The 20602-nt window shown below is 73.2% G+C and carries 19 protein-coding genes; 9 read left to right on the forward strand and 10 right to left on the reverse strand.

Annotation, left to right across the window (positions count from 1 at the left end):
• Window positions 1-9 precede the first annotated feature (9 nt).
• Together ACZ3IG_RS29395 and ACZ3IG_RS29400 are read left to right on the forward strand one after the other, a co-directional pair.
• Window positions 10-678, forward strand: coding sequence for a sugar O-acetyltransferase (locus tag ACZ3IG_RS29395; RefSeq protein WP_467435834.1), 669 nt, complete (start codon window positions 10-12; stop codon window positions 676-678).
• A 50-nt stretch (window positions 679-728) separates the two neighbouring features.
• Window positions 729-1520 (forward strand): SAM-dependent methyltransferase, encoded by a 792-nt coding sequence (locus ACZ3IG_RS29400; RefSeq protein ID WP_467435835.1) that lies wholly within the window; start codon window positions 729-731, stop codon window positions 1518-1520.
• 3 nt (window positions 1521-1523) lie between these two features.
• Here the strand turns inward: ACZ3IG_RS29400 and ACZ3IG_RS29405 are convergent, their stop codons facing one another.
• Complete coding sequence (locus ACZ3IG_RS29405; RefSeq protein WP_403539451.1) at window positions 1524-1700, reverse strand: hypothetical protein; 177 nt, start codon at window positions 1698-1700, stop codon at window positions 1524-1526.
• A gap of 154 nt (window positions 1701-1854) precedes the next feature.
• Between ACZ3IG_RS29405 and ACZ3IG_RS29410 the strand changes: the two genes are divergently transcribed.
• Entirely contained in the window at window positions 1855-3021 is a 1167-nt protein-coding gene (locus ACZ3IG_RS29410) for a spore photoproduct lyase family protein (protein WP_467435836.1), read from the forward strand.
• 4 nt (window positions 3022-3025) lie between these two features.
• Here the strand turns inward: ACZ3IG_RS29410 and ACZ3IG_RS29415 are convergent, their stop codons facing one another.
• From ACZ3IG_RS29415 to ACZ3IG_RS29430, 4 genes are read right to left on the reverse strand one after another with little or no spacing between them, the layout of a single operon-like run.
• Complete coding sequence (locus ACZ3IG_RS29415; protein ID WP_467435837.1) at window positions 3026-4042, reverse strand: iron-siderophore ABC transporter substrate-binding protein; 1017 nt, start codon at window positions 4040-4042, stop codon at window positions 3026-3028.
• 31 nt (window positions 4043-4073) lie between these two features.
• Window positions 4074-4880 carry an ABC transporter ATP-binding protein gene (locus ACZ3IG_RS29420; RefSeq protein WP_467435838.1) on the reverse strand — a complete coding sequence of 269 codons (807 nt, stop codon included), beginning with the start codon at window positions 4878-4880 and terminating at the stop codon, window positions 4074-4076.
• A gap of 54 nt (window positions 4881-4934) precedes the next feature.
• Window positions 4935-5987 carry a FecCD family ABC transporter permease gene (locus tag ACZ3IG_RS29425; protein ID WP_467435840.1) on the reverse strand — a complete coding sequence of 351 codons (1053 nt, stop codon included), beginning with the start codon at window positions 5985-5987 and terminating at the stop codon, window positions 4935-4937.
• Window positions 5984-7051 (reverse strand): FecCD family ABC transporter permease, encoded by a 1068-nt coding sequence (locus tag ACZ3IG_RS29430; protein WP_467435841.1) that lies wholly within the window; start codon window positions 7049-7051, stop codon window positions 5984-5986. The genes ACZ3IG_RS29425 and ACZ3IG_RS29430 overlap by 4 nt, the downstream gene beginning before the upstream one ends.
• Window positions 7052-7221: 170 nt before the next feature.
• Between ACZ3IG_RS29430 and ACZ3IG_RS29435 the strand changes: the two genes are divergently transcribed.
• The 5 genes from ACZ3IG_RS29435 to ACZ3IG_RS29455 all read left to right on the forward strand — a co-directional run bounded on the left by ACZ3IG_RS29435 (window position 7222) and on the right by ACZ3IG_RS29455 (window position 13501).
• Window positions 7222-7788 (forward strand): MSMEG_1061 family FMN-dependent PPOX-type flavoprotein, encoded by a 567-nt coding sequence (locus ACZ3IG_RS29435; RefSeq protein ID WP_467435842.1) that lies wholly within the window; start codon window positions 7222-7224, stop codon window positions 7786-7788.
• Between the two features lie 92 nt (window positions 7789-7880).
• Window positions 7881-8741: an ABC transporter ATP-binding protein gene (locus tag ACZ3IG_RS29440; RefSeq protein WP_467435844.1), complete on the forward strand. Its 861-nt coding sequence runs from the start codon at window positions 7881-7883 to the stop codon at window positions 8739-8741.
• Window positions 8738-9718, forward strand: coding sequence for an ABC transporter substrate-binding protein (locus ACZ3IG_RS29445; RefSeq protein WP_467435845.1), 981 nt, complete (start codon window positions 8738-8740; stop codon window positions 9716-9718). Before ACZ3IG_RS29440 ends, ACZ3IG_RS29445 begins: the two co-directional genes overlap by 4 nt.
• 7 nt (window positions 9719-9725) lie before the next feature.
• Complete coding sequence (locus ACZ3IG_RS29450) at window positions 9726-11795, forward strand: iron ABC transporter permease (protein WP_467435846.1); 2070 nt, start codon at window positions 9726-9728, stop codon at window positions 11793-11795.
• A gap of 380 nt (window positions 11796-12175) precedes the next feature.
• Entirely contained in the window at window positions 12176-13501 is a 1326-nt protein-coding gene (locus tag ACZ3IG_RS29455) for a lipase family protein (RefSeq protein ID WP_467435848.1), read from the forward strand.
• 54 nt (window positions 13502-13555) lie between these two features.
• Here the strand turns inward: ACZ3IG_RS29455 and ACZ3IG_RS29460 are convergent, their stop codons facing one another.
• On the reverse strand, window positions 13556-14398 hold the full coding sequence (locus ACZ3IG_RS29460; RefSeq protein ID WP_467435849.1) for an RNA polymerase sigma factor SigF: 843 nt from the start codon (window positions 14396-14398) through the stop codon (window positions 13556-13558).
• A 405-nt stretch (window positions 14399-14803) separates the two neighbouring features.
• Between ACZ3IG_RS29460 and ACZ3IG_RS29465 the strand changes: the two genes are divergently transcribed.
• Complete coding sequence (locus ACZ3IG_RS29465) at window positions 14804-16297, forward strand: MFS transporter (protein WP_467435949.1); 1494 nt, start codon at window positions 14804-14806, stop codon at window positions 16295-16297.
• 3 nt (window positions 16298-16300) lie between these two features.
• Here ACZ3IG_RS29465 and ACZ3IG_RS29470 read toward each other — a convergent pair whose 3' ends face one another.
• The 4 genes from ACZ3IG_RS29470 to ACZ3IG_RS29485 form a co-directional block, all read right to left on the reverse strand.
• On the reverse strand, window positions 16301-18376 hold the full coding sequence (locus ACZ3IG_RS29470) for an MMPL family transporter (RefSeq protein WP_467435851.1): 2076 nt from the start codon (window positions 18374-18376) through the stop codon (window positions 16301-16303).
• A gap of 129 nt (window positions 18377-18505) precedes the next feature.
• Window positions 18506-18988 carry a MarR family winged helix-turn-helix transcriptional regulator gene (locus tag ACZ3IG_RS29475; RefSeq protein ID WP_467435852.1) on the reverse strand — a complete coding sequence of 161 codons (483 nt, stop codon included), beginning with the start codon at window positions 18986-18988 and terminating at the stop codon, window positions 18506-18508.
• A gap of 9 nt (window positions 18989-18997) precedes the next feature.
• The gene (locus tag ACZ3IG_RS29480; RefSeq protein WP_467435853.1) at window positions 18998-19471 is read right to left on the reverse strand and encodes an MSMEG_6728 family protein; all 474 of its coding nucleotides are present in this window, start codon (window positions 19469-19471) and stop codon (window positions 18998-19000) included.
• A 127-nt stretch (window positions 19472-19598) separates the two neighbouring features.
• Window positions 19599-20597: a DUF5914 domain-containing protein gene (locus ACZ3IG_RS29485; RefSeq protein WP_467435854.1), complete on the reverse strand. Its 999-nt coding sequence runs from the start codon at window positions 20595-20597 to the stop codon at window positions 19599-19601.
• Window positions 20598-20602 lie beyond the last annotated feature (5 nt).

The raw sequence follows: 20602 nt of genomic DNA on the forward strand, positions 1-20602 counted from the left end.
GGAGGACCTGTGACACCCGACCCGCGCGAACAGGACGTACGCCGGCGCATGGCGGCCCGGGAGCTGTACTCCGACGGCGTACCGGGCCTGACGGAGGAGCGGCTGCGCGGCAAGGAGCTGGCCGACGCCTACAACCGGACCGCTCCCCGCGACGAGGCGGGCCGTACGGCGCTCCTGACGGAGCTGTTCGGCGCGCTCGGCACGGGCGTGTGGATCGAGCCGCCGCTGCACGTGGCCTACGGAGGCAACGTCCGCCTGGGCGACGGCGTGTACGCCAACTTCGGCCTCACCCTGGTCGACGACGTCGAGGTGGTCGTCGGCGACCGGGTGATGTTCGCCCCGCACGTCACCGTGAGCACCACCGGTCACCCGGTCCACCCGGAGCTGCGCCGGGACGGCACCCAGTTCTCGGCGCCGGTGCGCATCGAGGACGACGTGTGGATCGGCGCGGGGGCGCTGATCATGCCGGGCATCATCATCGGCCGGGGGTCGGTGGTCGGCGCGGGCAGCGTGGTGACGGCCCACGTACCGCCCATGACGGTGGTCGCCGGCACCCCGGCGCGGGTCCTGCGCGAGATCACCGACGCGGACCGGGAATGGACGTACCGCCCGCCGCGCACCCTGCCGCTCGACCGCCCCGTGCGCGTCCCGACTCCCCTTCCCCCAACAGTAGGATGATCACCAGGTGCGGTCCCGACGCACCCGGACGACGGACGACGGAGCGTGCCATGACGACGGACAGTTCCCGGCCCCTGGAGATCGACACCAGCAAGGCCCATCCCGCGCGTGTCTACGACTGGCTGCTGGGCGGCAAGGACAACTACCCCGTCGACGAGGCGGTCGGCCGGACCCTGCCGGCGGAGGCGCACGACGCGGCCCGGCAGAACCGGGCGTTCATGAACCGCGCCGTCGCCCACCTCGCCGCCCAGGGGATCGACCAGTTCCTCGACATCGGCACGGGCATCCCCACCGAGCCCAACCTGCACCAGATCGTGCAGCGCACGGTGCCGACGGCGCGGGTGGTCTACGCCGACAACGACCCGATCGTGCTGCGGCACGCCGAGGCGCTGCTGGTGAGCCGTCCCGAGGGTGCCACGGACTACATCCAGGCCGATGTGCGCGACCCGGACGAGATCGTGAAGCACGCCCGGGCCGTCCTCGACTTCGACCGGCCGATCACCCTGTCCCTGATCGCATTGATGCACTTCATCCCCGACGACCAGGACGCCCACGGCATCGTCCGGCGGCTGGTCGACACCCTGCCCTCCGGCAGCCACCTGGTGCTCTCGCACGCCGCGATCGACCTCTTCCCCGAGCTGGCGGAACAGGTCATCGCGCAGTACGCGAAGGGCGGCATCCGCCTCGGCTTCCGCACCCGGGCGGAGGTCGCCCGGTTCTTCGACGGACTGGAGCTGATCGAGCCGGGGCTGGTCACCGCGCCCGAGTGGTACGGCCCGGACCAGGAGCGTCCCGAGCCGGAGGAGAGCGGTATCTACGCGGCGGTCGCGCGCGTGCCCTGACCGTCAGCGCCGGCGGCTCCGGGCCGCCCAGCCGCTGCCGATCCCCGCGACGTGCAGCGCCAGCAGGGCGAGCCCGACGAGCATGAAGTTGACCGACGTGAAGACGTCGTTGGTCGAGATGTCCGCCGCGTTGATCAGAAAGGCGATGAGGAACAGAACCGCTGCGACGATGGCGAGCACGGGGGCCTCCTCTGGTCGGACGGCGCCGATCGGCGCCGTGCCACCCGTATGCCCCCGTCCGGGCCCGGAACACGGTGGCGGACTACTCCCTCGCTGATGCCCGTACAGTGGAACAACGGTCCTTTACGGACATACCCCACACCGCGGAGCACCGATGCACCCCCCGTCCCCCGCCCCGGACGACGATCCCGGCACGCTGTTCGGGCTCGACGCCCTGACGGAGCCGGCCGGGACGGGTCCGTCCTTCCGTGACTCGGCCACGGCCCGCCGGCTGCTGCCCGTCCGGGAGATCCACGCCGAGCCCGCGGCGGCCGCCTCACCGCGCGGCCGGCAGATCCTCGCCCGCTTCCCCGGCGCCCGGCTGACCGAGGTCGCCTCCCACTGGGGCATCCCGGGGCTGCACGGCAACGAGGGGAACGTCGAGCGCTGGGTCCGGGTCAAGGGCGAGACGCTGGTGCTCGGCGAGCGCAAGACGCTCACCACCCGCCCGAACGGACGCTCCGCCGACTGGATCGCGCCCGGCGCCTCCAACGGCTGCGCCATGTCCTGCGCCTACTGCTACGTGCCCCGGCGCAAGGGCTACGCCAATCCGGTCACGGTCTTCACCAACATCGACCGGATCATCGGACACATCGGCCGGCACGTGGCCCGGCAGGGGCCGAAGCCCGAGCCGAACCAGTGCGACGCGACGGCGTGGGTGTACGACATCGGCGAGAACGGCGACTGCTCGGTGGACGCGCTGATCAGCGACAACACCGCGGACCTGGTCCACGCGTTCCGGCGGTGGCCGACCGCGAAGGCGTCGTTCGCGACCAAGTTCGTCAACCCCGACCTGCTGGCCCTCGACCCGCGCGGCCGGACCCGGATCCGTTTCTCGGTGATGCCCCCGCAGGACGCCCGGCTGCTGGACCTGCGCACCTCACCGGTGCCCGAGCGGATCGCCGCCGCGGCCGACTTCCTGGACGCCGGGTACGAGGTGCACTTCAACCTCTCCCCCGTGGTGCTCCGGCCCGGCTGGCGGGACGCCTGGGCCGAGCTGCTGGATCACCTCGACGACGTCCTGCCGGAACGGGTCAAGCGGCAGGCCGCCGCCGAGGTGATCATGCTGACGCACAACCGGGACCTGCACGAGGTCAACCTCGGCTGGCACCCCCGGGCCGAGGAGGTGCTGTGGCGGCCGGAGCTCCAGCAGGCCAAGCGCTCCGAGAACGGGGCACTCAACGTCCGTTACCGCAGCCGGGCCAAGGCGGAGGCGGTGGAGGCCCTGCGCGGTCTGATCGCCGCCCGCGCGCCCTGGCTGCGGGTGCGCTACGCGTTCTGAGCCGTCACTTCAGGGCGTCGGCGAACAGCGGGACGACCTTGTCGAGCGCGTAACCCACCGACAGCACGGAGTTGGTGGCGAAAGCGGTGCTGATGTCAGTGTCGTCGAAGACGACGTCGTGGCCCTTCTTCACCGCCGGCAGCGACTTGTACAGCGCGTCACCGGAGATCTTGGACGCCTCGATGCCGATGGGCGCCATGACCACCAGGTCGGCGTCGAGCATCTGGAGGTTCTCCTCGGAGACCGCCACCGAGAAGCCCTCACCGGCCTCCGCCTCGACCTCCGGGTTGTTCTCGAAGCCCAGCTCCTCGACGAAGCCGATCCGGTCGGTGCCGCGCACGTAGGCGCCCCAGCCGGCCGAGGTGCGGGAGCCGACCGTGATCGTCCTGCCCTTGAACTCGGGGTGCGCCTTCGCGGCGGCGGCGAACTCGTCCTGGGTGTCGGCGATCAGCTCCTTGCCCTTGTCGGCGACGCCGAGCGCCTGGGAGATCATCGTGGTCTGCTTCTCCCAGCCGATCTTGTACTGCTCACCGCCCTTGGGCACCCCGATGGTCGGGGCGATCTTGCTGAGGGTGTCGTAGCGGGTCTGGTCGCCGCTGGACTTGGTGTCCAGGATCAGGTCCGGCTTGAGGGCGGCGATCTTCTCGTACTCGGGCTCCAGGGTGCCGATCTTCTCGGGGCTCTTGTCGTACAGGTCCTTCGCCCACGGGCCGACGCCGTCGCCGCCGAAGGCCAGCCAGTCGCTCTGGCCGACCGGCTGCACGCCCAGGGCGAGGGCGGTCTCGGCGTCGCCCCAGCCGAGGGCGACCACTCTCTTGGGCTGTTCGTCGATGGTGACGGTGCCGAACTTGGTGGCGACCTCGGCCGGGAAGGCGCCGGAGGCCGCCTTCGCCGAGGAGCCGGCGGCGGCGGAGTCGTCCGAGGACGAGCCGCCGCAGGCCGCGAGGGCGCCCATCAGGGACAGGGCGAGGGCCGGGGCGAACAGGCGCCAGGGGCGGCGGGAGGCGGACGCAGGAGACATGAGGGGGCTCTTTCTGTGCGGTTCACGCGGTTCACGGGGCGGGGACGTGGTGCCGGCCGAGCGGGACCACCATCGGGGTGCCGGAGGCCGGGTCCGGGATCACCGTCGAGCGCAGTCCGAACACCTCGCGCACGAGGGACTCGGTGACGACGTCGGACGGGGCGCCCTCGGCGACGACCCGGCCGGCCTTCATGGCGATCAGGTGATCGGCATAGCGGCAGGCCAGGTTGAGGTCGTGCAGGACGACGGCGAGGGTGACGCCGCGGTCCCGGTTGAGGTCGGTGAGCAGGTCCAGGACGTCCAGCTGGTGGCTGATGTCGAGGTAGGTGGTGGGTTCGTCGAGCAGGAGGATGTCGGTCTCCTGGGCGAGCGCCATGGCGATCCACACGCGCTGGCGCTGGCCGCCGGAGAGTTCGTCCACGGACCGGTCCGCCAGCTCCAGGACGTCGGTGGCGAGCATGGCCGCGGCGACGGCCTCGCTGTCCGCCGTGGTCCAGCGGCGGAACCAGCCCTGGTGCGGGTAGCGGCCCCGGCCGACGAGGTCGGCCACGGTGATGGCGTCGGGGGCCACGGGGCTCTGCGGCAGCATGCCGAGGCAGGCGGCCACCTCGCGGGTGGAGGTGCGGTGGATGTCCTCGCCGTCCAGGAGCACGGTGCCGGCGGTGGGGGTCAGCAGCCGGGCCATGGCGCGCAGCAGCGTCGACTTGCCGCAGGCGTTCGGGCCGACCACCACGGTGAGGCGGCCCGGCGGCAGGTCGACGTCGAGACCGGAGATGATCTCGCGCTCCCCGTAGCCGAGACCGAGGTCACGGGTCTTAAGGGTGTGCTGGGACGACACCGGGGTTCTCCTACGTCGGACGGGTACGGGGGTGACGGACGGGGTGCGGTGCGGTCAGCCGGCGCGGCCGACCCGGCCCGCCCGGGCCAGCAGCCACAGCAGGTAGGGGGCGCCGATCACGCTGGTGACCACACCCACCGGCACCTGGGTGCCGGGCAGCGCGTGCTGGGCGGCGAAGTCGGCGAGGCACACCAGCGCGGCGCCGGTCAGCGCGGACGGCACCAGGGCGGCGCCCTGGCCGGGCACCAGGCGCCGGGCGATGGGCGGGGAGACGAAGGCGACGAACCCGATGGGTCCGGCCGCCGCGGTGGCCACGCCGACCAGGGCGGTGGCGCTCGCCAGCAGCGCGAGCCGGTCGCGCTGCACCCGGGCGCCGAGTCCGCCGGCCGTCTCGTCGCCGAGCTGGAGCGCGCCGAGGCCGCGGGCGGCGGCCAGGGTGAGCGGCAGCAGGACGACGGCGCAGCCGAGCAGGGGCCAGAACTGGTCCCAGGAGCGGCCGTTGAGACTGCCGGTCAGCCAGACGAAGGCATTCGACGCCTCGGTGACCTCCGCGCGGGTCATCAGGTAGGAGCGCAGGCTGATCAGCCCGGTGCCGACGCCGATGCCGATGAGCACGAACCGTCCGCCGCTGACCCCGTCGCGCCAGGCGAGCAGGTAGATGGCGGTGCCGGCGACGAGCGCGCCCACCAGGGCGCTGCCCGACATGGCGAGGCCGCTGAGGCCGAACGCCATGGAGGCCAGGACGGCGCCGGCACTGGCGCCCGCGCTCACGCCGATGACGTCGGGGCTGGCCAGCGGGTTGCGCAGCAGTGCCTGGAAGACGGCGCCGGACAGGCCGAAGCAGCAGCCGACGAGGAGGGCGAGCAGGGCGCGGGGCAGCCGCAGTTCGCCCACGATGAACCAGGTGCCCGCGTCCGCACGTCCGGTGAGGACCGCCAGTACGTCGGTGAACGGGACGTCGATGTCGCCGACGGCGAGGGACAGCACCAGCGCGGCCGACGCGACGAGTGCCAGGGCCGCGCACACGGCGGTGAACCGGGTTCTGCGGGCGCGGCGGAGGCGGCCGATGTGCGCGGCGGCCTCCAGGGTGGCGGTGCGGGCGTTCACAGGTCCGCCTTCCCACGTCTGCGGACGAGCAGGATGAACGGCACGCAGCCCACGGCGGCGGTGACGACGCCGACCTGGACCTCGCCGGGCGGGGCGACGACCCGGCCGATGACGTCGGCGGCCAGCAGCAGGACCGGGGCCAGCAGGGCGCTGTAGGGCAGCACCCAGCGGTGGTCGGGGCCGGTGAGCACGCGGACCGCGTGCGGCACCGCCAGGCCGACGAAGCCGATGGGTCCGGCGATCGCGGTCGCCGCGCCGCACAGCAGGACCACGCTGACGGCCCCCACCAGGCGGGCGACGGCGACCCGTTGGCCGAGGGCGCGGGCGATGTCGTCGCCGAGCGCGAGGCCGTTGAGGCGCGGTCCCATGCCCAGCGCCAGGACGCCTCCGGCGACGACGAAGGGCGCTGCCTGGAGGAGGACGTCGAGGTCGCGGCCGTCGAGCGCGCCGACCTGCCAGAAGCGGTACTGGTCGTAGGTCTGGCTGTCGGTGAGGAGCATGGTGTCGGTGAGGGAGACCAGCAGCCCGGTGGCGGCGGCTCCGGCGAGGGCGAGCTTGACGGGCGTGGCGCCCTCGCGCCCGAGGCCGGCCACCCCGTAGACGAGTCCCGCCGCCAGGCAGGCGCCCAGGAAGCCGAACCAGATGTACTGGCCGGGTTCGGTGAGGGACAGGACGCTCATGGCGAAGACGACGGCGACGGCCGCGCCCGCGTTGATGCCGAGCAGGCCGGGGTCGGCGAGCGGGTTGCGGGTGACGCCCTGCATCACGGTGCCCGCGAGGCCGAGGGCGACGCCGGCCAGCACTCCGGCCAGGGTGCGCGGGAGGCGTACCTCCTGGACGACGAGCTGGGCGCGGACCGAGCGGTCGGGGTCCAGCACGCCCCGCACGACGTCGCGCAGGGGCACGTCGCCCGAGCCGACGGCCAGGCTGAGCGCGACCGACGCGGCGAGCAGGACGGCCAGCAGGCAGAGCCCCGCCGTGAGGGCCGCGCCACCGTGCCGCCGGCCGGCACCGGTCCCGGTGTTCCCGGCGTCCTGCGGACGGGCCGGGGCGGGAGCGGTCACCGGGGGGCCGGCCGCGGGGAAGGGACTGGGCGCATGGGAAAGTCCTTGGGGCAGGTGAACGGCCCGAGTCACCGGGCGGACCCGCCCGGATGATCAGGTAAGGCGAACCTAACATCAGATATCGTTCGGTTCGCAACCACTCATCGTCCCCGCACAGCTTGGAGCCGGCCTTGCCGCACACGATCGACACCGCCGAGGACCGGCCGGACACCGGCACCGGCGAGGGCTGGGCCGAGCTCGGCTCCCGCGCCGAGCTGCGCGAACTGCTGGGCGAGCCCTGGCCCCTGGTCATCGACAAGGTCCACGACCGGCTGACCGAGGAGGACCTGGAGATCCTGGCCCGCTCCTCCTTCTGCCTGCTGGGCACCTCCGACGCCGCCGGGAACTGTGACGTCTCCCCGCGCGGGGACGCCCCGGGCTTCACCCATGTCCTCGGGCCGGACCGGATCGCCCTGCCGGACCGCCCGGGGAACCGGCGCGGGGACAGCTTCCACAACATCCTCGACAACCCTCGTGCCGGTCTGCTGTACCTGGTCCCGGGCGGCAAGCAGGTGCTGCGGATCAACGGCCGGGCCCGCATCCTCACCGACGCGCCGTTCTTCGACGCGATGGCGGCGGGCGACGGCAGGCGCCCCGCGCTGGCGATCGTGCTGGACATCGACGAGATATACCTGCACTGCCCGGCCTCCCTGAACCGCTCGGGCCTGTGGAAGCCGGAGTCCTGGCAGGCGCGTTAGCCGGAGTCCGGCCAGGCGGGCCGAGCCGCCGTCTCGCCGTCGTCACGACCCGGCACTACCAGCAGTTATTAGGTTAGGCTAACCTTCGCCTCGTGAGATCTGGTGAAGAAGCGGACGGCGCCGTGCGGTTGCGCGGCCATGAGCTGTCGGCCACGGACGTGACCGTGGCGTACGACGGCGTGGACGTCGTGCACGGCGCCGGGGTCGAGTTGCGGCCCGGCGAGGTGACCGTCCTGATCGGCCCGAACGGCAGCGGCAAGTCCACGCTGCTGCGTACGATCGCCCGGCTGCAACGGGCCCGGAGCGCCACGGTACGGATCGACGGCGACACCGACGCGTCGGCGCTGACGTCCCGTGAGTTCTCGCGGTACGTGTCGCTGCTGACCCAGGGCCGCCCCACTCCGAGCGGGCTGACGGTGCGCGACGTGGTCGAGTTCGGCCGCTACCCGTACCGGGGCCGCTGGGGTCGGTCGGACCCGGACGGTCCGGCCGCGGTCGACCGGGCGCTGGCCCTGACCGGCGTGACGGAGCTGGCCGGACGCGGCGCGGACCACCTCTCCGGCGGGCAGTTGCAGCGGGTCTGGCTCGCCAGCTGTCTCGCCCAGGAGACCGGCGTCCTGCTCCTCGACGAACCGACCACCTACCTCGACCTGCGCTACCAGGTCGAACTCCTCGATCTCATCCGTGACCTGGCCGACGACCACGGCATCGCCGTCGGTGTCGTCCTGCACGACCTCGACCAGGCGGCGGCCGTGGCCGACCGCGTCACCCTGCTCGAAGCGGGCCGGATCGTCGCCGACGGTCCGCCCGAGGAGGTCCTGACGCCGGAACGGCTGACCGCCGTCTACGGCATCCGGATCGACGTCGACACCGACCCCCTCACCGGCCGGCTGCGCACCCGCCCGATCGGCCGTCACCACACCCGACGTGAAAGGCTCGGCACCACCTCATGAGACGTACGCTCCTCACCGCGGTCACCGTCACCACCGCGGCGCTCGCCCTGTCCTCCTGCGGCACCACCGAGCCGGCCGCGGACAGCTCCGGGAAGTCCTCCGAGGCCATCACCCTCACGGACGGCACCGGCGCGAAGGTCGAGCTGGACGGGCCCGCCACCAGGGTGGTCGCCACCGAGTGGAACGTCATCGAGAGCCTCGTCTCGCTCGGTGTGGAGCCGGTGGGCGTCGCCGACCCCAAGGGCTACGACACCTGGGACAGCGCGGTGCCGCTGACCAACTCGCCCAAGGACATCGGCACCCGCGGCGAGCCCAGCATGGACACCGTCGCCTCGCTCAAGCCCGACCTCATCGTGACCACCACCGACCTGCCGGCCTCCGCCGTCAAGCAGCTGAAGAAGGTCGCCCCGGTGCTGTCGGTCAAGTCCGCCGACGGCACCGGCCAGATCGACCGGATGCTCGGCAACGTCGACCTCATCGCCGAGGCCACCGGCACCACCGAGAAGGCCAAGACGGTCCGCAAGGACTTCGAGGCCAAGGTCGCCGAGGGCAAGAAGGCCATCGCCGACGCCGGTCTGGACGGCGCCGACTACGCCTTCGCCGACGGCTACGTCACCGCCAACCAGGTGTCGATCCGCCCGTACACCGCGGACTCGCTGCTCGGTGAGGTCGCCGAGGAGATCGGGCTGAAGAACGCCTGGACGGTCAAGGGCGACGCGGCGTACGGCCTCGGCTCCACCGACGTCGAGGGCCTGACCGACCTGCCGGACGACACGAAGTTCGCGTACATCGGCAACGACGCGGACGACAACGCCACCCCGTTCACCGGCGTCCTCGCCAAGAACTCGGTGTGGAAGTCGCTGCCGTTCGTCGAGTCCGGTGACGTGCACCGGCTGGACGACGGCATCTGGATGTTCGGCGGACCCGGGTCGATGTCGGCGTACATCGACTCCCTCGTCGACGCGCTGACGAAGTAGCGAGGTCATGGCCGTCACCACGACGAAACCCGTCACCCGCCCGTCGGCGGCTCCCGTCTCCCGTCCGGGCGCGGGCGCGGTGACGGCCGGACTCGTCCTCCTGGTCGCCGTCCTCGCCGTCTGGGACATCGCCCAGGGCACCGCCTCGGTCGGACCGGCCGAGGTGTTCAAGGCCCTCACCGGGCGGGCCGACGCCTCCGACGCGTCGGTCGTGATCGCCTCCCGGCTGCCCCGGGCGGCGGCCGGCCTGCTGGTCGGCGCCGTCCTCGGCGTGGCCGGCGGCGTCCTCCAGGCGGTCAGCCGCAACGTCCTCGCCTCCCCCGACACCCTGGCGGTGAACGCCGGTTCGTACCTGGCGCTCGGCCTGGCCGGCGCCACCGGCCTCTCCCTGCCGCTGCTCGCCTCCTCCGGCGTCGCCTTCGCCGGCGGCCTGGCCGCGGCGGCGACCGTGCTCGGCCTGTCCGGCCTCGGCACGGGCACCGTCCGGCTGGTGCTGGCCGGTACCGCGCTGATGCTGGGCCTGACCTCGGTCACCGAGGGGCTGCTCCTGCTCTTCCCCGAGCAGACGGAGGGCCTCTACGCCTGGAACCAGGGCGGCATCGGCCAGAACGGCTTCGACGGCGTCCTGCAGATGCTGCCGGTCGCCGTGCTCGGCCTCGCGGGACTGCTGCTGACGGCCCGCCGGATCGACGCGCTCGCCCTCGGGGACGACGCGGCGCGCGGCCTGGGCGTGCCGGTGCGTGCCACCCGCGTCACGGTGGTCGCGCTGGCCGCCCTGCTGTCCGCGGCGGCGGTCACACTGGCCGGGCCGATCGGCTTCGTCGGCCTGTGCGCGCCCGCGCTCGTCCGGCCGCTGTCCCGCCGGTTCCGGGGGTTCGCGCGCTCGCGCGGCAGCCTGCCCGCGGCGGCGCTCACCGGCGCGGCGCTGGTCCTGGGTTCGGACGTGCTGCTGCGGACGCTGGCGCCGGACGACCTGTCGGTGGCCGTGCCCACGGGTGTGGTCACCAGCCTGGTCGGTGCCGTGTTCCTGGTCGTGATGGCGACGCGGCTGCGGGAGACCGGCGAGTCGGGCGCACCGGACCGGCTGCGCGTGCCCGGCCGGGCGGCGTTCCTGACCGCGGTGGTCCTCCTGGTGGCCGCCCTCGTCGGCGTCACGATCGCGGGGGTGCTGATCGGCGACAGCAAGCTGCTGCTGGGCGATGTCGCCAACTGGGTGCAGGGACGGGCCGGGCAGACCGTCTCCTTCGTCCTGGACACCCGCGTGCCCCGCGTGCTGGCCGCGCTCGGCGCCGGTGCGGCCCTCGCCCTGTCCGGCACGCTGGTGCAGGCCGTCACCCGCAACCCGCTCGCCGACCCCAGTGTCCTCGGCGTCTCCGGCGGGGCAGCGCTCGGCGCGGTGCTGCTGGTGACGACCGTGCCCACGGCCGGCGGATGGGGCGTCGCCGGGGCGGCGTTCGCGGGGGCCGGCGTCACCGCCGCCCTGGTCTTCGGCCTCGCCGCGCGGGACGGCTTCCGACGCAACCGCCTCGTCCTGGTCGGCATCGGCGTGGCCTCCGGGACCACGGCGCTGATCAGCCTGCTCATCGTGCTCACCGACCCGTTCAACGCGACCAAGGCGCTGACCTGGCTGTCGGGTTCCACCTACGGGCGGACCCTGCCCGACGTGCTGCCGGTCGCGCTGGTCCTGGCCGTCGGCGTCGTCTTCGCGGTGGCCCGGCGCACCGAGCTGGACCTGGTGTCGCTGGACGAGGACACGCCCCGGCTGCTCGGGCTGCGGCCGGCCCCGGGCCGCCTCGGCTTCCTGGTCGTGGGCGTCCTGCTCAGCGCGACCGCCGTGGCCTGCGCGGGCACCATCGGCTTCGTCGGCCTGGTGGCCCCGCACGCGGCCCGCGCGCTGGTGGGCCGGCGGCACGTTCGGGTCGTCCCGGTCGCGATGCTGCTGGGCGCCACGCTGGTCTGCGCGGCCGACCTGCTGGGCCGCACCGTGATCGCCCCGGCCCAGCTCGGCGCCGGCCTGATGACGGCGGCCATCGGCACGCCGTACTTCCTGTATCTGCTGATCCGCAGCCGGCGGTAGACGGGGGGGGGACGGCCGGCTGCGGGGCTGCTGCCGTGCCGCCGTGGGAGGAACCCCGCCGCCGGGCGCGGTGACAGGCGGATGCGGAGACCGGCGTCGGCTTGCCGTCCCCCGCCCCTGCGGCCAAGCGCCCGAGCGGAGCACACCGACGCCGAGGCCGTCTTCGCCGAGGGGTACCGGGCTGCCCCGGAAGCCGGCATGGCGGGGCCCTGGGCGCAGCGGGAGCGGTACACACCGTCCTGCCCCCTGACGGCTATGAGACGTCACGTCAAGTTACTGAACCGTAATGAGTCTGGTGCTACCCCGGGTAACTCCTGGCCCGGTACGGTCCCGACACCTCTGCACAAGCAGCGCGAGCACACTCCACCAGGAGGTCCGCCATGCCCGCACGCCCCGCCCTGCTCGCCACCGCGATCGCCGCCGCGCTCGCCCTGGGCACCCAGGCCGTGCCCGCCGCCGCGGCCGGCGGTTCGGCCGCCGTGGTCTCCCGCGGCGTGGAGATACCCGCCTTCTACACCCCGCCGTCCGCCCTGCCCGAGGCCGACGGCGCCCTGGTCCGCAGCGAGCCGCTGAAGCTGGCGCTGAGCCTGCCGAGCCTCGGCGGTCCGCTGCCCGGCCGGGCCACCCGGCTGATGTACAAGTCGACGGACGCGGGCGGCGGCCCGGTGGCCGTCACCGGCGCCTACGTCGAGCCCACCGCGAAGTGGCGCGGCGACGGGCCGCGTCCGCTGGTCGTCGTCGCCCCCGGCACCATGGGCCAGGGCGACCAGTGCGCCGCCTCGATGGGCCTGGAACACCCCGTGCGCTTCAACGGCCGGACCGTCTCGGTCGGTTACGAGGACCTGGCCGTCTACCGGCTGCTGGCCCGGGGCATCGCGGTCGTCGTCACCGACTACGCCGGGCTGGGCGCCACCGACCGGCTGCACACCTACGTCAACCGCGTCGACGAGGCGCACGCGGTCCTGGACGCCGTACGGGCCGCCCGGTCCCTGCCGGACACCTCCGTCACCGCCGGGTCCCCGGTGGGCCTGTTCGGCTACAGCCAGGGCGGCGGTGCGACGGCCGCCGCGGCCGAACTCCAGCCCTCCTACGCTCCCGACGTCGCACTGTCCGGCACCTACTCGGGGGCCGCGCCCGCCGACCTGACCGAGGTCACCGAGGCGATCGACGGCAGCGATCTGGCGGGCGCGCTGGGCTGGTCCCTCAACGGCTTCCTGCAGACCGAGCCGGCCCTGCGCCCCGTCGCGGACCAGTACGTCAACCAGGCGGGCAGAAAGGCGCTGGAGGACCTGTCGACCATGTGCGTCGGCGACGCGCTGTTCGGCTACGCCTTCGCCCGCAGCGGTTCCTGGACGAAGACGGGACAGTCACTCGGCGACATCATCCGCGCCGAGCCCACGCTCCAGGCGTTCCTGGCCGAGCAGCGCATCGGCGCCAGGAAGCCGGCCGGCCCGGTCCGGGTGGCCACCGGCACCAGCGACGACCTGGTCCCGCACGGCCAGACCCGCGAGATGGCCGCCGACTGGTGCGCGCTGGGCGCGAAGGTGGACTACGAGCCGGTGCTGCTGCCCGACGTCGGTGACAAGCTCGTCAACCACTTCGGCGCGCTCCTCGCCGACCAGGGCGAGGCCGTCTCCTGGCTGACCGACCGCCTCGCGGGCGAACCGGCCACGTCCGACTGCCGGAGTCTGCCGCTCCAGCCCTGACCCGACATGGAGGTGCCGGTGACCCGGGGGTCACCGGCACCTCCACGCCTGCCGTCACTTGGTGGTGAGCATGCCCTCGCGCAGCCGGGCCAGGGTCCGCGACAGCAGCCGGGAGACGTGCATCTGGGAGACGCCGAGGCGTTCGCCGATCTGCGCCTGGGTCATTTCCTCCACGAACCGCATATGGATGATCTGCCGGTCGCGTTCGCCGAGTTCGGCGATGAGCGGGGCCAGCGCGTGGAAGTCCTCGACGAGTTCCAGCGCCGCGTCCTCGGTGCCGATGAAGTCCGCGAGGACGGTCTCGCCGTCCTCGCTGCCGCCGAGCGCGGCGTCCAGCGAGGAGGAGTTGTAGCCGTTGGCGGCCAGCCTGGCCTCCACGACCTCGTCCTCCGTCAGGCTCATCAGCTCGGCCAGTTCCCTGACGGTCGGCGTGCGGCCCAGCCGGCTGCGCAGCTCGTCCGTCGCCTTGGCCAGCTCCACCCGGGCCTCCTGGAGGCGGCGCGGCACGTGCACCGCCCAGGACGTGTCGCGGAAGAAGCGCTTGATCTCGCCGACGATGTACGGCACGGCGAAGGAGGTGAACTCCACCTCACGGGTCAGCTCGAACCGGTCGATCGCCTTGATCAGGCCGATCATGCCGACCTGGACGATGTCCTCGCGCTCCTCCGGGCCCCGGCTGCGGAAGCGGGACGCCGCGTAGCGGACCAGGGACATGTTCATCTCGATCAGGGTGTTGCGCGCGTACTGGTATTCGGGAGTCCCCTCCTCCAGCACCGCGAGCTGGTCGAAGAAGAGCCGCGACAGTTCGCGGGCGTCCTTCGGTGCCACCTTCGACGGGTCGGCGACCTGGGGCAGCCGGACCGCTTCTCCATCGACGTCCGTCTTCCGCGTCGTCATCGCCGACGTCATCACGAGCCCTCCCGAGTTGTCGTTCCGGTACCGGCCCACTGAGCCGGCAACAGGTCGCGTACCCCGGCTTTCCTCGAACACGCCTACGTCTTTCCACTGATCTGGACGCCGGCGGTCCACCGGACGGCCGAGTGCCGTACCACCACGCGAGCGACCCGGCCGCCGGACCGGGCCACCGCCCCGCCGCGGCGGCGCGTCTGACGCGGCACCACGGCGGGACGGGGCCCGGCCCGGTGCCCCGGTGTGAGCCGGCGCGGACCCGGGCAGCAGCCACGGCGTGCGCCGGACGATCAGTGCGGCACAGAATTCGCGTAGGCAAAAGCCATGACGGAACAGAAAGGCGGCAGCGTGAGGAATCCCAAGCCCGACGCCCGGCCGGGGCCGCTGGGCCGGATGAAGATGCCGCAAGCGGTCGCGAACCTGCCGGGACAGGTCCGCGAGGAGCTGACCCACCGGCTGCGGCGCAACAAGCGGGCCTTCCGCGAGGAGGACGTCCAGGTCGTCGAGCGGCCGTTGCTGAAGCGGGCGGTCGGCGCCTCCGCGCTGGGCAACTGCATGGAGTGGTTCGACTTCGGCGTCTACAGCTACCTCGCCGCCACCGTCGGCAAGGTCTTCTTCCCCGGCGCCTCCCCCGGCGTCCAGCTGATCTCCTCCTTCGCCACCTTCGCCGCCGCGTTCGTGGTCCGTCCGCTGGGCGGCCTGGTCTTCGGTCCGCTCGGTGACCGCGTCGGACGGCAGAAGGTGCTCGCCACCACCATGATCATGATGGCGCTCGGCACCTTCTCCATCGGCCTGATCCCGAGCTACGCCACCATCGGCATCGCCGCCCCGGTCCTGCTGCTGCTCGCCAGGATGGTCCAGGGCTTCTCCACCGGCGGCGAGTACGGCGGCGCCACCACCTTCGTCGCCGAGTACTCACCGGACCGCCGGCGCGGTTTCCTCTCCAGCTGGCTGGATTTCGGCACCTTTGTCGGATATGCCCTGGGTTCCGCGCTGGTGACCGTGCTCCATCTCCTGCTCACCGACGACCAGATGCTCTCCTGGGGCTGGCGCCTGCCCTTCCTGATCGCCGGTCCGCTGGGCGTCATCGGTCTGTACATGCGGCTGAAGCTGGAGGAGTCCCCGGCCTTCCAGCAGCAGCTGGACGAGCACGAGAAGAGCCTCGCCCAGAAGTCGGCGGGCAGTGAGTTCAGGACCATCCTCAAGAACCACTGGCGTCCGCTGCTCATCTGCGTGGGCATCGTGCTGCTGTACAACGTCACCAACTACATGCTCACCGGGTACCTCCCGACGTACCAGACCGAGACGCTGGACCGCTCCAGCGGTTTCGCGGACGTCCTGGTCCTGATCGGCATGGTGTGGATCGTGCTGCTGATCACCTTCCTCGGGCGGCTGAGCGACCACGTCGGCCGGCGTCCGCTGTACGCGGTCGGCGCGGCGGCGATGATCGTGCTGGCCGTGCCGGGGTTCCTGCTGCTGAAGTCGGACGGCACGGTGGCGCCGGTGTTCGGGATGCTGCTGCTGTCCACCCTGCTCGCCTGCTTCGCCGCGCCGAGCGCCGCCACCCTGCCCGCCCTCTTCCCGACGGCCGTGCGCTACGCCGCCATGGGCATCGGCTTCAACTTCGCCGTCGCCGCGTTCGGCGGCACCACCCCGCTGTTCACCGAGGCGCTGGTGAACGCCACCGGCAACGACCTGGTGCCCGCGTACTACCTGATGACGGCCGGCGCCATCGGTCTGCTGACCGTCCGGTTCCTGCCGGAGAGCGCGCAGGTGCCGCTGCGCGGATCGCGGCCGATGGTCGGCTCCCGCACCGAGCGGCAGGAGCTGATCACCACCTCCGAGGAGCTGTACGACTTCGCCAAGGAGCGCTCCGCGTCCCGCTGAGCCTCACCGCCGGCTCAGCCGTCCCGGCCACCACACCCGCCGGCCGATGTCCCGGGCGAGCGCCGGTACCAGCAGGGACCGTACGACCAGGGTGTCGAGCAGCACGCCGAAGGCGACGATGAAGGCGATCTGCACCAGGAAGCCCAGCGGGATCACCCCGAGCGCCGCGAAGGTCGCGGCGAGCACCACACCGGCGGAGGTGATCACCCCGCCGGTGGTGACCAGGCCGCGCAGGACGCCCTGGCGCACCCCGTGCCGCAGGGACTCCTCCCGGACCCGCGACATCAGGAAGATGTTGTAGTCCACGCCGAGGGCGACCAGGAACACGAAGCCGTACAGCGGGACGGACGGGTCCGTGCCGGTGAAGCCGAGGACGTGCGGGAAGACGAGGGCCGAGACGCCGAGGGTGGCCAGGAAGTTCAGCGCCACGGTGAGCACCAGCAGGGCCGGCAGCAGCAGTGAGCGCAGCAGCGCGACGAGGATGAGGAAGATGACGGCGAGGACGACGGGCACGATGAGCGTGCGGTCCCGTTCGGCGGTGCGCAGGGTGTCGTACTGCTGGGCGGTGTAGCCGCCGACCTTCGCGTCCGCGCCGGGCACCGCGTGCAGTGCGTCGCGCAGCCGGGCCACGGTCTCCTTGGCCGCGTCGCTGTCGGCGGCGGCGCTCAGGGTGACGTCGACGCGGACCCGGCCGTCGACGGTCAGCGGCTCGCCCCCGCCGGGCCGGCCGGACGCGGTGACGGGGGCGGCCGAGGCGACGCCGTCGGTGTCCTCGGCCACCGCGACCACCCGGTCCGCGCGGCCGGCGTTCGCGATGACGACCGCGGGGTTGCCGGAGCCGCCGGGGAAGTGCTCGCCCAGGGTGCGCTGGGCCTCGACGGACCGCGCCTCGCCGACGAAGGTCTCGTCCAGCGGTACGCCCTCGGAGTCGAGGGCCGGCGCGAAGGCGGCGGCGGCCAGCAGGCACACCAGGGAGACGGCCCAGACCTTGCGCGGCGCCCGGTCCACCAGGCCGGCGACCCGGTGCCACACGCCCCGCTTGTCCTCGGCCGGACGGGGCCTGACGGGCCAGTAGGCGGCGCGGCCCAGGAGGACGAGGACGGCGGGCAGGAAGGTGAGGGTGGTCAGGACGGCGCAGACGATGCCGATGGCGCCGACCGGGCCGAGCGCGCGGTTGTTGGTCAGGTCGCTCAGCAGCAGGGCGAGCAGGCCGAGCGCGACGGTGGCGGCGCTGGCGACGATCGCGCCCCAGGACTCGCGCAGGGCGGCGCGCATCGCCGCGAAGCGGTCCTCGTGACGGGCGAGTTCCTCGCGGTAGCGGGCGGTCAGCAGCAGGGCGTAGTCGGTGGCGGCGCCGATCACCAGGATGGACAGGATGCCCTGGACCTGGCCGTCGACCCGGACCACGTCCAGGTCGGCGAGGACGTAGACGACCGCGCAGGCCACGCCGAGGGCGAAGACCGCGCCGAGGATGACGAGGAAGGGCAGCAGCACGCTGCGATAGACCAGCAGCAGGATGACGAGGACCGCCACCAGCGCCACGATCAGCAGCAGGCCGTCGATGCCCGCGAAGGCGTCGGACAGGTCGGCCTGGACGGCGGCGGGTCCGGCGATGCCGACCTGGGTGCCGGGGACCTTCCCGGCGGCGTCCCGGACGCGGTCGAGGACGCCGGCGAGGTCGTCGCCGAGGTCGGGCCGCAACTGGACGACGCCCTCCAGGGCTTCGCCGTCCTCGGACACGACGGCGGGCGACACCCGCCCGGTCACCCCGGGGGTGTCCGCGAGCGAGGCGAGCGCCTCGGTGGCCGCGGCCCGCCGGCCGCTCACCTCGCCGCCGCCGTCGGCGGTCCACACGACGATCGCGGGCAGCGTCTCGTCCTGCCGGAAGGCTTCCTGTTCGTCGATCACCTCGGTGGACTCGGCGCTGCGCGGCAGGAACGCGGCCTGGTCGTTGGTGGCGACCTCGCCGAGGCGTCCGGCGAACGGGCCGGTGGTCGTGCCGACGCCCAGCCAGGCGATCAGCAGCAGGGCGGGCAGCAGCAACCGGACCCGACGGGCCCGGCGCGTGGTGACAGGCATGACTCTCCCGAGCGACAAGGTATCTCAACCAAAAACAATCTTAATCATCAAGATAGTTTCGGGTCGAGCGTATCCGACACGTGCTCCTTCTGCCCGCGCCCCGCCGCTCGGAGGCACCCGGACGGCGGATCAGTGCCGGCCGGTCTCCAGCGTGGCCATCTCCTCGTTCAGCGCGGCCAGGAAGCGCACCACCACCGACAGCTCCGCCTCGGTGAACCGGTCACGGGCGGCGTCGGTCGCCTGGGCGAGCGGCCGGAACCAGGAGCGGGCCGCTGCCATCGCGTCGGCGGCGTAGTGGAGGTGGACGACCCTGCGGTCGGCGCTCTCCCGGACCCGGCGGATGTGGCCCGCGCGTTCCAGCCGGTCGACGCAGGCGGTCACGGCGCCGGAGGTCAGGCCGAGGTGCTCGCGCAGCCGCCCGGGGGTCATCGGCTCCTCGGCGTCGAGGATCGCCGCGAGCGCCTGGACGTCCGTGGGGTGCAGCCCCTGGTCGGCGGCGAACCCGTGCGCCAGCCGGTTGATCTCGCCGTTCACCCTGCGCAACTGGACGGCGAAGCTCCACAGATCGGTCCCGCCGTCCGCCGCCCCGCTCTTGTCTTCCGCACTGGCCACGTGATCAGCCTATAGAAGGCTCTCCCGGTCGGAGTCCGGCCAGACGTACGGCAGGTCGTCCGGCACGCCCGGGAACAGGGCGCCGTAGGTCTCCGGGTCCTTGCGCACCAGCGCCGAGCGGTGGCTGCGGTGGAACGGCTCGTCGCCGAGCCAGGGCGGCAGTTCACCGGCGTCCGCCAGTTCCGCCTGGTCGCGCACCGGGGCGCCGGGGCGCACTCCGGCCAGTCCGGCGACGAGGGAGGCGGCACAGCTGTCCTGGTGTCCCCGCTCGCGCCAGACACGGCAGATCTCCAGGCCGTAGCGGACCAGGGCCTCCTCGTACCCCGTCCACATCTTCACCGCGGGGTGATGGCGCCACCCGTAACCGGGCACGGTCAGACCGCGCAGCACCTGGAGCGCCTCGACCCGCTGCTTGCCGAGCCGGCGACGGTCCAGGGCGAGGGCGGACGCGCAGAAGTCGGGGTGCGGAAGGAAGGTCTGCATGGCCTCGTCCTTCGTGGGTCAGCCGTGGACCGGACATCGGTCGGCCGTGGACCGGACATCGGTCGGCCGTGGACCGGACATCGGTCGGCCGTCGGTCGGCCGTCGGTCAGCGTCGGTCATCCGTCGGTCAGCCGGGGAAGCGTCCGCGGACGCGGAGGTGCCGGCGCCGTTCGGCGTAGGCGAGGTCGTCGCGCCACAGCCGGCCGGCGGCGGCCCTCATCGCGGGGCGCAGCAGCGGCGACAGCCGCCGGGCGAGCGCGAATCCGGGCCGGTCGGAGGTGGCCAGCGCGGCCTCCACGACGGCGGTACGGGGTGTGCCGAGGGCGTCCGGGCCCAGGGGCGTGGCGTGGGTCTCGACGACGGAGCCCGTCCCCTCCCCCTCGGTGATGCGCATGACCACGGTACGGGGTCCGGGCGCGGTGAACTCCGCACGCACGGGGACGACGAGCCGCCCGCCGAGCCGGAAGGAGACGTCGACGACGAAGCGGTCGCCGTCGTCGGTCCCGTCGGGTTCCCGGACCACGGTGAGGTCGGTGAAGGAGTAGGGGTGGAACCAGGCTCCGTGCCAGGGGTCGAGACGGTTGGCCACCACGTCCTGAGGGTCGCAGCGCCCCGCTCCGCGCCACACCGACCGGACGGCCGTCGGGAGCGCGGGCCGGGTGGGCACCACGGGCGCCCCGGTGGGCTGTTCGCCGCCGGCCGCGTCGAGCCGTACCCACACCAGGACGCCGTCGTCGTGGACCGGCAGCGGCTCCCAGCCGGCCCGCGCCGTGCCGTCCAGGGCGAGTCCGTGCCAGTGGCAGACGAGCGTGCCGCACCGCACCGGGCTGTCGGCCAGCGGGGCGCCGAGGTGCGGGCAGACGCCGGGCCCGCCCACCAGGCGTCCGCGCGCGTCCCGCCAGACGACGACCTCCTCGCCGGCGACCGTGGCCGCCAGCGGACGGCCAGGGCGTACGTCCGTCCGGGCACCGATGACGTACCAGTTGCCGGAGGAGCGGGCCCGGGCCCGCTCCAGCGCCCCGGCGATGACGGCGGGCCGGGCCGCGCGCCAGGTCGGCGGCTGGCGTTCCCAGGGGACGGGGCGGCGCCTGAGCCGCAGGGGGTAACGGCCCGGGTCGGGACTCATCCGGC

Source organism: Streptomyces sp. NPDC016677 (assembly GCF_055562815.1).